Source organism: Burkholderia sp. Bp9031, assembly GCF_003857965.1.
Lineage (GTDB): Bacteria > Pseudomonadota > Gammaproteobacteria > Burkholderiales > Burkholderiaceae > Burkholderia > Burkholderia ambifaria_A.
In genome coordinates, this window is sequence record NZ_QTPW01000008.1 from 35139 (window position 1) to 47892 (window position 12754).

Consider the following 12754-nt stretch of genomic DNA (forward strand, 5'->3'; position numbering starts at 1 on the left):
GCGCCGGGTGTCAGGCCGGGCTCAGCCAGACGGTGGCGAGCGGCGGCAGGCGCAACGCGGCCGACCACGACTCGCCGTGCGCGGGGATGTCTTCCGCCCACACGGCGCCGTCGTTGCCGGCATTCGTGCCGCCGTACACGGCGGCATCGGTGTTCATCCGTTCGCGCCACTGCCCGGGCGCGGGCAGCCCGACGCGATAGCCGGCGCGCGGCACCGGCGTGAAGTTGCAGATCGCGACGACGAGGCGCCCGGACTCGTCGCGGCGCGCGAACGCGAACACGCTGTTGTCGCGATCGTCGCCGATCAGCCACGCGAAGCCGGCCGCGTGGCAGTCGAGCGCATGCAGCGCCGGCTCGGCCGCATACGCGCGGTTCAGGTCGCGCACGAGCCGCTGCACGCCGCGATGCGCGGGGGCGTCGAGCAGGTCCCAGTGCGGTGTCGCGTCGTGCGCGAATTCGGCCCATTGCGCGAATTCGCTGCCCATGAACAGCAGCTTCTTGCCCGGATGCGCCCACATGAAGCCGAAGTACGCGCGCAGCGTCGCGAGCCGCTGCCAGGCGTCGCCGGGTATCTTCGCGGCGAGGGAACCCTTGCCGTGCACGACCTCGTCGTGCGACAGTGGCAGCACGAAGCGCTCGGAGAACGCATAGACGAGCCCGAACGTCATCCGGTCGTGGTGATAGCGGCGATGGATCGGATCCTCGCGCAGATAGGCGAGCGTGTCGTGCATCCACCCCATGTTCCACTTGAAGTCGAAGCCGAGCCCGCCGTCGACGGTCGATGCGGTGACGCCCGGCCATGCGGTCGATTCCTCCGCGAAGGTGACGACGCCGGCCGGCGCGAGCACCCCGTGCAGCGTATCGTTCAGCGCGCGCAGGAACGCGACCGATTCGAGGTTCTCGCGCCCGCCGTGGATGTTCGGCACCCATTCGCCTTCCTTGCGCGAATAGTCGCGGTACAGCATCGACGCGACCGCATCGACGCGGATCCCGTCGACGTGATAGCGGCGCGCCCACGCGAGCGCCGACGCGACGAGGAACGCGCCGACTTCGTTGCGCCCGAGATTGAACACGCAGGTGTTCCAGTCCGGGTGCATGCCTTCGCGCGGATCGGCATGCTCGTACAGCGCGCTGCCGTCGAACTGCGCGAGGCCGTGCGGGTCGTTCGGAAAGTGCGCGGGTACCCAGTCGACGATCACGCCGATGCCGGCCGCATGCGCGCGGTCGACGAAGCGCGCGAAGCCGTCGACCGGCCCGAAGCGCGCGGACGGCGCGAACTGCGCGAGCGGCTGGTAGCCCCACGAGCCGCCGAACGGGTACTCGGAAATCGGCATGAATTCGACATGGGTGAAGCCCATCCCGCGCACATACGGGATCAGCCGCTCGGCGAGTTCGTCCCAGGTCGCGCTGCGATCCATTTCCTCGGGCACGCGCTGCCACGATTCGGGATGCACTTCATAGATCGACCACGGGATGCGAAAGCGGCGGTCCGCGTGCGGCCGCGCGTGCAGCCAGCCGTTGTCGTGCCATGCGAATCCGTCGAGCGCCGCCGTATCGGCGACGACGGATGCGGTGCCGGGTGGCGCCTCGGTCGCGCGCGCACACGGATCGGCCTTGTGCGGCAGCACGTGCCCGTCGGCCGCGCACAGCTCGTACTTGTAGTGCTCGCCGGCGCCGATGCCCGGCACGAACAGCTCCCATACGCCCCACGGCCGCCGCAGCCGCATCGGGTGACGGCGGCCGTCCCAGGTGTTGAAGGCGCCGACCACCGACACGCGCTGCGCGTTCGGCGCCCATACCGCGAACCGCACGCCGTCGATCCCGTTGACGCGCGCGGGCGTCGCGCCCAGGCAGTCGAGCACGGCGGCCGGGTCGCCGGCCGAGAAACGCGCGAGCGCCGCGTCGTCGAGCAGCAGGCCGAACGCATACGCGTCGTCGGTCACCTGGCGCGCGTCGGGCCAGTCGATGGCCAGCCGGTAGTGGCCGTCGTGCGCGATCGTTCCTGCAAAGCAGCCGGCATCGTCGACGCACGAGAGCGTGCCGAGCTCGTCGCCGTCGGGCGTCACCGCGCGCACGCGCCGCGCACCGGGCAGCAGCGCGCGCACGACGGTCGCGCCCGCATGCCCGTGCGGGCCGAGGCACGCGAACGGGTCCGGATGGCGGCCGGCGAGCAGCGCATCGATATCGCGGCGGTCGAACAGCGTATCGGTCATCGGGGGTCTCCGTTGTCGGAAGCGCCGTCGGCATCGAGCAGGCGTTCGACGAGCGCGGCGAGCCCGCCCACCGGCACGCCGAGCCAGTCGGGGCGGTTCGCGGCTTCGTAGCACAGCTCGTACGACGCCTTGTCGATCAGGAACAGCGCGAGCAGGCGGTCCGCATAGCGCGGGTCGACGAAGCGTTCGGGCGCGTGGTCGGTGGCCGCGCGATAGCATTCGACGAAGCGATCGGCGGCGGCCTGCCCGAACCGGTCGTATAGCGCGCGCTTGCGGCGCTCCGCCTGCGGCGGCGCCTTCTCGATCGCGAATTGCGCGGTCGCGCTCACGTACGACAGCGAGCGCAGGAAGCCGGCCACGTCGCGCAGCGGATGCGACTTCGCGCGGCGCCGCTCCAGCGCACGCGCAGGCTCGCCCTCGAAGTCGATCAGCAGCGCGTCGCCCTGCACGTCGAGCACCTGGCCGAGATGGAAGTCGCCGTGAATGCGGATGCATCGCGCGTCGAGCGTGCGCGGCACCAGTTCGCCGAGAGCCTGCACGGCCGCTTCGCGCGACGCGAGCAGCGTATCGGCCGCGGCGCGCTCGGTCGGGTCGAGCGCATCGAGCCGCGTGGCCAGCACGTCGAGCGCCTGCTCGAACGATGCGATCGCGTCGATGCACCAGTGGTCGACGTAGTCCGGCGTCGCGCGCTCCGGCGTGAATGCCGGGTCGTCGGACGGCTGCGCGAGCGCGACGTGCAGCTGGCCGAGCCGCGTGCCGACGATCCCCGCGAACGCCGCGTAGCCGAGCAGCGCATCCGGTTCCTCGTCGGGCTCGGCCGCTTCGCCATCGTCGACGGCCGGCAGCGCGAGCTCGTCGACCGCGCGCCTCAGGAAGTCGAACGAGCGCGTCCACGCGTCGCCCTGGTTGTCGACGTAGCGCTGCAGGATCGCGACCGTATGCGGCGTGCCGTCCGGATCGACGTGCACGACTTCGCCCGCGAGCGTCGCGGTGTTCGCATAGCCGATCCGCGTCAGGTGGCGGCTCATCTCCGCTTCCGGGTGGATGCCGTGCGCGACCTTGCGCACCAGCTTCAGCACGATCGCGTCGCCGATCACGAGCGAGCTGTTGCTCTGCTCGGCCGCGAGCCAGCGCACCTCGGCGTCGTCGCCGGGATCGAGCCCGGCGAGCGCGAACTCGGGCAGGAAGTCCAGGCGGCCGCCGTCGGACGTCGGCACGGTCGCGCCGTCGCGCAGCTTGCGCAGCATCCCGCGCGCGAACGACGGCAGCGCGAACGCGTCGGTCAGGTAGCCGACCGTATGGCCACGCCGCACGCGCGCGAGCGCGAGCTGCGCGAACAGCGGATGCGACGTCTCGCCGCCCCACGCGGCGGCCAGCGGCACGACGTAGCGTTCGACGCCGCCGTCGCTTGCGGACACCCAGGCCTCCGCGTACTGGAACGGTTCGTCCGGCATCGGCGTGACGATGTTCAGCCACGCGTCGCCGATCGCGCGATCCTTCGATGCGAACCAGCGCCGCCGCGCGAGCCACGACGCGAGCGCATCGTGCGCGAGCGTATGAAGCTGCCCGACGTCCGGCCGCACGTCGCCGCGCCGCATCACGATCGTCACGAGTTCGGGCAGCGGCTCCGCGTGCGGCTGCCGCCACGACGGCTCGCGGCCGTGCTCGGACAGCACGAACCACAGGAACCCGTACGGCGGAAAGGTGAGCAGGTACGTGAGCTGCCCGATCGGCGGAAACGCCGAGTCGGACGTCATCTCGATCGGCACGCGGCCCGCGAATTCGGACAGGTCGAGCTCGACCGCCTGCGACGCGCGCGACAGGTTCGCGACGCACAGCACCGTCTCGTGGCCTTCGAGTTCGCGCAGGTATGCAAGCACCTTGCGGTTCTCCGGACGCAGGAAGCGGATCGTGCCGCGCCCGAACGACTGCGTCGCGCGGCGCGTGGACAGGATCCGGCGCGTCCAGTTCAGCAGCGAATGCGGGTCGCGCGTCTGCGCTTCGACGTTGATCGCGTCATAGCCGTACAGCGAGCCCATCACGGGCGGCAGTACCAGCAGTTCCGGGTCCGCGCGCGAGAAACCGCCGTTGCGGTCCGACGACCATTGCATCGGCGTGCGCACGCCGTCGCGGTCGCCGAGGTGGATGTTGTCGCCCATCCCGAGTTCGTCGCCGTAGTAGATCACCGGCGTGCCGGGCATCGACAGCAGCAGCGAGTTGATCAGCTCGATGCGGCGCCGGTCGCGCTCCATCAGCGGCGCGAGGCGGCGCCGGATCCCGAGATTGATCCGCGCGCGCCGGTCGGACGCGTAGGTCTGCCACAGCAGGTCGCGCTCCGAGTCGGTCACCATCTCGAGCGTGAGCTCGTCGTGGTTGCGCAGGAACACGGCCCACTGGTTGCTCGGCGCGAGCGCGGGCGTCTGCCGCATGATGTCGACGATCGGGAAGCGGTCCTCGCTCGCGATCGACATGTAGATGCGCGGCATCAGCGGGAAGTGGAACGCCATGTGGCATTCGTTCTCGTCGCCGAAGTATTCCTGCACGTCCTCCGGCCACTGGTTCGCTTCCGCGAGCAGCATCCGGTTCGGATACTCGGCGTCGATCGTCGCGCGGATCCGCTTCAGGACCGCATGCGTCTCGGGCAGGTTCTCGTTGTTGGTGCCTTCGCGCTCGACCAGGTACGGCACCGCGTCGAGCCGCAGCCCGTCGATGCCGAGATCGAGCCAGAAGCGCATCACCTGGATCACCTCGCGCACGACGGCCGGGTTGTCGAAGTTCAGGTCCGGCTGGTGCGAGTAGAAGCGGTGCCAGTAGTACTGGCCGGCGATGGGGTCGTGCGTCCAGTTCGACGTTTCCGTATCGAGGAAGATGATCCGCGTGCCCGCGTATCTCGTGTCGGTGTCGGACCACACGTAGTAGTCGCGATGCATCGAGCCGGGCTTCGCGCGCCGCGCGCGCTGGAACCACGGATGCTGGTCCGACGTGTGGTTGATCACGAGCTCGGTGATCACGCGGATCCCGCGCGCGTGCGCTTCGCGGATGAAGCGGCGCACGTCGGCGAGCGTGCCGTAGTCGGGATGCACGTCGCGGTAGTCGGCGATGTCGTAGCCGTCGTCGCGGCGCGGCGACGGGTAGAACGGCAGCAGCCAGATCGTGTCGACACCGAGCTCGGCGATGTAGTCGAGCTTCATGATCAGGCCCGGGAAGTCGCCGATCCCGTCGTTGTTCGAGTCGTAGAACGACTTCACGTGCACCTGGTAGATGATCGCGTCCTTGTACCACAGCGGATCGTCCGCGCAGAGTGCGGGCGCACGGCGCCGCGAACGGCGCCGGCGCGGCGTGCCGGCCGGTGCGAGCGACGGGAACTGCGCGCGTCGCACGTCGTCGAGGGAGTCTTCGCGTTTCATCATGCGTGTGCTCCGGAAGGGCCCCGGGCAACGCCCGGGTCGGGCGCCGCGGCTCGCGCGGCGCCGGGAGACGGCGCGAGCCGCCAGATCGCATACGGCCGCACGTGCGGGTCGAGCGATACGTACTGGCGATGCCCGCGCCAGGTTTCGGCATGCGCGGCGTCCTGTTCGAGCGCGTCGAGCGGTTCGCCGTCGACGAGCCCGAAGCCGCGCCACAGCGATGCGTCGAGCGTGAAGTTCGCGGCCTGCGGATGCCACGGGTCGAGGCTGATCGCGACCGCGACGACGTTGTCGTGCGCGGGCGTCGCCTTCACGAACACGAGCACCTGGTCGTTGTCCGCGTCGACGAACGTGAGGCCGAGGTGCGTCTGCAGCGCCGGATGGTCGCGCCGCGCGCGGTTCAGTCGCGCGATTTCGGCACCGATGTGCGCGGCCTTGTTCCAGTCGCGCACGCGCAGCTCGTATTTCTCCGCGTCCGCGTATTCCTCGCTGTCGGGCAGCGGCGCCGATTCGCCGATCTCGAAGCCCGAGTACAGGCCCCACGACCCGGCGAGCGTCGCCGCCAGCGCCGCGCGGATCACGAACTGCGAGCGCGGCGCGTTCTGCAGATGGCGCGGATTGATGTCGGGCGTGTTCACGAAGAAGTTCGGCCGGAAGAACTCGCGCGCGGGGCCGGCCGCAAGCTCGGTCAAATAGTCGATGAATTCGCGCTTCGTCTCGCGCCACGTGAAATACGTGTACGACTGCGAGAAGCCGATCTTCGCGAGCCGGTACATCATGCCCGGCCGCGTGAACGCCTCCGACAGGAACACGACGTCCGGATGCCTGCCGCGCACGTCGGCGATCATCCACGCCCAGAACGGCAGCGGCTTCGTGTGCGGATTGTCGACGCGGAAGATCCGCACGCCGGCATCGACCCAGAACAGCACCGCGTCGCGCAGCGCGAGCCACAGGCCGGGCAGCGCGTCCGGTGCGTAGAAGTCGGGGTTCACGATGTCCTGGTAGCGCTTCGGCGGGTTCTCCGCATAGCGCAGCGAGCCGTCGGGCCGCCATGCGAACCAGCCCGGGTGCGCGGCGAGCCACGGATGGTCGGGCGAGCACTGGATCGCGAAATCCAGCGCGATCTCGAGCCCCTGCGCGTGTGCCGCATCGACCAGCGCGCGGAACGACGCGAGCGTGCCGAGCTGCGGATGCACGGCCGTGTGGCCGCCGTCGGGCGAGCCGATCGCGTACGGGCTGCCGACGTCGTCGGCGCTGGCCTTCAGCGTGTTGTTGCGGCCCTTGCGCGCGGTCGTGCCGATCGGGTGGATCGGCGGGAAATACAGCACGTCGAAACCCATGTCGCGGATGCGCGGCAGTTGCGCGATCACGTCGTCGAACGTGCCGTGCCGGTGCGGGTCGTTGCTCGCCGAGCGCGGGAACATCTCGTACCAGCTCGAGAAGCGCGCGGCGCGGCGTTCGACCTCGACCGGGTAGACGGTTTCATCGTGCGTGACGAACGGCCGGTAGCGCAGCGCCGCATACGCGTCGGCGAGTGCCGGCGCGCCGAGCAGCGCGAGGCGGTCGTCGGGCGACGCGTCCTTGAAATCGGCGGCCAGCCGTTCCATGTGCGCGCGCGCGCGCGGATCGGCCGGCTCGGCGAGCTTCAGCGCGGTCGCGAGCAGCAGTTGCGCTTCGCGTACCTCCAGCGTCACGTCCTGGCCGGCCGCGCGCTTCTTCGCGACGTCGGTGACGAGCGACCCCCAGTCGTCGCGCCATGCGATCACGCGGAACGCGTGGCGGCCGAGCCGGTCGAGCGCGATGCGCGCGTGCCAGCGGTCGTTCGGTTCGGCGACGAACGGCGCTTCCCGCCAGTCGTCTTCGTCGTCCGCGCGCCATTGCAGCGCGGCCGCGAGATGCGCGTGGCCATCGGTGAAGATCGATGCGTGTACAACCAGTGTTTCGCCGATCACGCGCTTGATCGCGAAGCGGCCGCCGTCGACCGCCGGCTCGACGCGCTCGATCGCGATCCGGTCGGCCGAGCGTGCGGCAGACAGCGCGGTGCGCTCGCGTGCCGCATCGGCGTGCGTGGTCGCGGGCGGCGCGCGCCACGCATCGAGCAGCGCATAGCCGCCGGGCTCGAGCGTGAAGGCTTCCAGCGCGACCGGCGCGTGCTTGTGCGTGCCGTCCGGCGTCGCGACGTGCGTGAAGCCGCCCGGCACGCCGGGCAGGATCGTCGCGGGATCGACGCGCGCCGGCGTATCGAGCGCGGGATTCAGCGCGATCAGCAGCGCGGTGTCGTCGTGTTCGAGCGACGGGCCCATGCCGCGCAGCAGCGCGGTCGCGGCCGCGCCGGGCGCGCTCAGCTGCGCGATCTCGCCGCGCTCGGCCGCGAGCGGTGTCGCGCGGCGCCACGCATTCGCATCGGCAATCGCGCCGGACAGGTCGAAGCGCGCCCGGTCGAACGCGGCGCGGTAGCGCGCGGCGTTAGCGTCGCGTGCCATCAGCGGCAGCGCGACGCCGCGCTCGAAGCCCATCGGCACGAGCCAGCCGGTGCCGACCGATGCCGCGGTCCACAATGCACGGTGGTATGCGCGGGCGACCGTTTCATCCGGCGCCATGCGCCAGCCGTCGGCGAGACGCGGGCCGTCGAATGCGTCCGGAAACGCGATCGGCGAGCCGATGCGGCGCAGCAACCGGTGTTCGTCGACGAACCAGGGCGCGTGCAGGTCCCACCAGCGTACCGACGAGAACACCGCGTCGAAGCCGGCCGCGTCGAGCTGCGCGAGCGCGTCGCGCGCATGGCCGGGCACGCCGGCCAACACCGCGACGTCCGGGCGCGCGCGGCGCAGCGCCGCGCGCCAGCCGGGCCACCACGCGGCCGGCAGGCGGTGCGGCGCGTCGACCAGGAAGCCGGCCGCGCCGGCGTCCGCGAACGTGGCCAGGTGCTTGCACCACCAGGCGGCGAGCGCGTCGTGCGTCGCGTCCTCGCCGATCTGCGCATGCGCGACATCCGTTTCATGTGCGGCGCTGCGCGGATCGATCAGCGCGTCGTCGTGCGCGCGCTCGACGTACCAGTCCGGATGCTCGGCGCGCAGCGGATTGTCGCGGGCGATGCGGTCCGGCACGACTTCGAGCAGCACGCGCAGCCCGTGACCGTGCGCGAGCTGCGCGAGCCGCGAGAACGTCTCGAGCGCGCCGGCGCGCGTCGCGAACGTTGCGGCCGGCCGGTGGAAGTCGGCGACGTGACGCGGAAAGCCCGCGACGCTGGCGGCCCAGAAGCCGCCGATCAGTACATGGTCGAAGCCCATGCCCGCGATGTGCGCGAACGTGTCGGGCCACGCGTCGAGCGGGCCGATGAGGCGGGCGTCGCAGAAATAGAGGTGCGGGGCGAAGGGTGGGGTGGCGTTCATGGAATGGCGTCGATGGGCGGCGGCGGGATCGGCAATGCCCATGTTCGCCGCAATGCGCGTTCCCGCCGCGATGCATCCGGCGCGGCAAGCCCCCGCGCGGCTCGCGGCGGTCCGGGACGGTCGCTTTTTGCATGGGGCAGGTGGACGGTCGCGGGATTTTTACGCGGGTTCGCGTCGCCGCGGAGTGGTCCGGCTTCGTGAAATTTTTGCCAATGACGTCGAGTCACCGATGAAAATCTCGACGTTCGGGCGGGATGCGGCATCCATCGCTGCAGGTGCGGTATGCAAGAGCCGAGCCCGGTGAAATGTTCGCGTCAAAATCATACGAGTCCTATGGTGGCATTGCCTCCCGGACGGTTAGGATCGCTCGCGATATTCCGAAAACGTTCGACGGGGGCGCCTTGACCAAAAGCACGGCCATTTCCGATATACCCGCGCGCGCGGGTATCGACATCCACCAGTTTTACAGCCTGGATATCCAGGGCGCGCCCGCAGCCGCACTCGCGGACGTGTACGAGTTCGAAGGCACACGCGGAATCGGTGAGCCGACGAAGTACACGATCCGGTTCACGCATTCCCGTCATGACCTGTCGCGCAGCGAATTCCTGAAACGGATGGGTGCGTTCGTCATTCAGCCTGCCAGCGCAGGACCGATGGAGTCAGCCGGAAGCGGCGCGGCGCGTGCAAGGTGTCGTGACGGGCTTTGCGTTGAAGGCTGTGAACCGCGATCAGTCACTGTACGAGATCGTGCTGGAATCACGGCTGGCGCTGTTGCGCAATGCGCCAAAGTGTCGATTCTTCCTCGACATGAGCATTCCCGAGATCATCGAGCGGATTCTGCGGGAGCACGAGTTCAATAAGATCTTCGCCGACTTCGAGTTCAGGTTGAATCGGCCGTACCGCAAACGCAGCTTCGTGATGCAATGGGGCGAGGACGATCTGGCGTTCATCACGCGCTTGTGCCGACGCTCGGGCATCTGGTTCGTGTGCGACGAAGGCGAGCGGTGCGAGCGGGTGTGCTTCGGCGACGACTATGCGCACTACCGCCGCGATCCCGAGCGTCTGACGGTCGCGTACCGGCCGCACAGCGGGCTGGATGCCAGCGGCATCGAGTCCGTCAGCGCGCTCGAAATGCGCGCGACGACCTTGCCGACGGCCTATGCGGTACGCACGTTCAACACGGAAGCGGCGATCTCGGATCCGATCGAGGCGGTCAGCCCGATTCGCGACGACCGCACGACGTACGGTGAAGCGTATACCTGGGGAGCGCCGAATCAGAGCGAGGACGAGGCGAAGGAAGAGGCGCAACTGCGCCGCGAGGCAGCGCTGGCCGGTCAGGTCGAATATCGCGGCGAGTGCGACATGCTGGACCTCACGCCCGGCTCCGTGCTGAAGCTATCGAACCGGGAATTGCCCGATGCGAAGCACGGGCTCGCCGTCGTGCGCGTGACGTGCGGTGCGAGCCGGAGGCAGGCCTATCACGTGACGTTCGATGCGATTCCATCGGATCGCCAGTATCGAATGCCATTGAAGGAAGAAACCTGGCCCCGGATCGATGCGGTCATTACCGGGACGATCGCGTCGTCCGGCGGCTGGAAAAGCCCCTACCTCGATAGCCAGGGCGAATACATCGTCGATCTTCATCTGGATCGCGACACGCGGACGCCGGGTCTGCAAAGCTGCCCGATGAGGCTGGCGAAACCGTTCGCGGGGCCGAACCACACCGGTTTTCACTTCGGACTCGTTGAAGGCACGGTGGTTGGTGTGAGCTTCCTGTGGGGTTGCGTGGATTTGCCGTTCATCAGCCACGTGCTGCATACCGCACAACACACGGATCCGATCGTCGCAGGTGTTCCCTGGGGCACGCGCAACACGATCCGCACGCGCTCGAACAACACGCTGGAGATGGATGACAGGGAAGGGCGCGAGCATATCAAGGTTGCGACCGAGCATGGCAAGTCGCAACTCAATCTCGGGCACATGGTAGACCGCGGCCAGAGCGAGCGGGGGAGCGGTGCCGAACTGAGATCGGATGGGCCTGCCGCGCTGCGGGGCGGTGCGGGTGTCCTGGTGTCGGCCTATGCGCGAAACGGTGCGTCAGGCAAGCAACTCGACATGCAGGAAACCGTTGCACAGCTCGAGGATGCGTTGGCGCTGGCGAAAGCACTGGCATCGTCCGCTCAGGCGTCGAAGGCCGAAGCGGCCGATATCGCCAATCAGCGAGCCGCGAACAAGGCGCTCGACCAGCTTCAGCAGTCCAGTGTGCTGGTGACCTCACCGGCATCGGCGGGCGTGGTGGCGGGCAAGAGCGTGCAGGTCGTCGCCGGTGAAAACATCATGGGCATCGCCAGGGGCGATGCGAGCTGGAGCGTGTGGAAGCGCTTTACGGTGGCCGCGCACGACATGGTGTCGCTGTTCACGCAGAAAGGCATGAGCCTGATTGCGGCGGCGGGCGCAGTCGTCCTGCAGGCACAGCGCGGACGCATGCAGCTTGCGTCGCAGGAAGACATGACGGTCGAGACGGTGAACGGCGTGCTCCACGTCAAGTCGTCCAAGGAAATCGTGTTGAACGTAGGCGGCTCGTATTTCCGCATGACGCCAGGCGGCATCGAAATGGGGACGCGCGGCGGCGTGTTGTTCAAGACCAGCAGCCTGAAAAAGACCGGGCCGGCGCAGATGGATCTGGGGGGCGCGGCATTTGCGCCGGCATTCGTGCCGTATACGACGCAATGTGACGTGTGGCGGACCAACCCGAACTTTGTTCCACCGGCGTCTCCTGCGTCCGTGACGGATGCTTCGGCCGATACCGGCGTCGCGGCGCCGTCGCTTCTCGGTGGCCTATTCGGTGGGAAATCTGGTGCGGGTTCGAAAACGCTAGGCAATGGCGGTTTGACTGTGAACGACGCCGAAAACGAGAAGTCGATCTGCGTCCCGCTTGATCCCATTCAGTTGCAGAATCCGGCGCCGTGTAACTGGCAGCTGGCCGATTTTGTTGAATCGGCAACGATGATGCGGGAGACGCCACCCTATCAAAAGTATGGTTGGACGAGAACCGAGCGTCTTACGGAGGATGGTCAACCTGTCATGTGTGCAGGGACGGCGCCGACCACATGCCAGTTCACCTACGATTCGGTCAGTAAAACGTTGACAGCGAAGGTGGTTATCGCATTAGTGCCGCGACTGCTGGTGAAAATGAATCGAGCGACCCGGGAGCCGTTGCGGGACGCGAACAATGACTACGTTGTTGTCCAGTACGAAACCTTCCGGAACGGAGCAAATTCTCCTAAGACCCTCGCAGAGCAGGGGCTGATGCTGGTGGAGCGCGACCCGAAGGAAGTCGGCGCTTCTACCTACAAGAATCAGATTGAAAAGACCCTGAATCAGGGCAACTACAAGCTCATTCTCGACGGGTGCCAGAAGGGTGGTGCCTGCGGTTGTCGAATCTCCGTCAAATTTTGTGCCGACGTGCATGTCGTACGAGTGGCCGACGCTCCGGCGCTCAACCCGAACATCACCATCAATCTGTATCCGACGACCGAGCGAGCCGACGCTTTGAATTGGCCAGAGGACGACTATGAACTAGATAACAGTGGGGCTGGAAAGATAAGGGTCGAGACGGTATTTACGATTGCGATTGGCGTCTTCGTCTTGCTGAGTATTGCGTGGCGCCTTTTTTGGGGACCGCGCCTCTATACGAATGACGTTTTGCGCGAGTACGGATAACCCGCGCGTCGGACGTTGTC

General features: G+C 68.1%; 4 protein-coding genes. 1 reads left to right on the forward strand and 3 read right to left on the reverse strand.

Going from position 1 to position 12754, the window contains the following annotated elements; genetic code table 11:
* Positions 1 to 10: 10 nt before the first annotated feature.
* The 3 genes from glgB to DIE15_RS12895 are packed head-to-tail and all read right to left on the reverse strand — an operon-like array spanning position 11 to position 9011.
* Complete coding sequence (gene glgB / locus DIE15_RS12885) at positions 11 to 2212, reverse strand: 1,4-alpha-glucan branching protein GlgB (RefSeq protein ID WP_124833429.1); 2202 nt, start codon at positions 2210 to 2212, stop codon at positions 11 to 13.
* Positions 2209 to 5619 carry a maltose alpha-D-glucosyltransferase gene (gene treS, locus DIE15_RS12890; protein ID WP_124833585.1) on the reverse strand — a complete coding sequence of 1137 codons (3411 nt, stop codon included), beginning with the start codon at positions 5617 to 5619 and terminating at the stop codon, positions 2209 to 2211. Before treS ends, glgB begins: the two co-directional genes overlap by 4 nt.
* Positions 5619 to 9011: a maltotransferase domain-containing protein gene (locus DIE15_RS12895; protein ID WP_124833430.1), complete on the reverse strand. Its 3393-nt coding sequence runs from the start codon at positions 9009 to 9011 to the stop codon at positions 5619 to 5621. The genes treS and DIE15_RS12895 overlap by 1 nt, the downstream gene beginning before the upstream one ends.
* Before the next feature lie 618 nt (positions 9012 to 9629).
* On the opposite strand from DIE15_RS12895, the gene DIE15_RS12900 reads away from it, so the two are divergent.
* Positions 9630 to 12734, forward strand: coding sequence for a type VI secretion system Vgr family protein (locus DIE15_RS12900; RefSeq protein ID WP_260428246.1), 3105 nt, complete (start codon positions 9630 to 9632; stop codon positions 12732 to 12734).
* Positions 12735 to 12754: the final 20 nt, after the last annotated feature.

Coding starts and splice junctions, on each gene's coding strand:
- glgB (WP_124833429.1), bottom strand. CDS start 2,212: ATGACCGATACGCTGTTCGACCGCCGCGATATCGATGCGCTGCTCGCC.
- treS (WP_124833585.1), bottom strand. CDS start 5,619: ATGAAACGCGAAGACTCCCTCGACGACGTGCGACGCGCGCAGTTCCCG.
- DIE15_RS12895 (WP_124833430.1), bottom strand. CDS start 9,011: ATGAACGCCACCCCACCCTTCGCCCCGCACCTCTATTTCTGCGACGCC.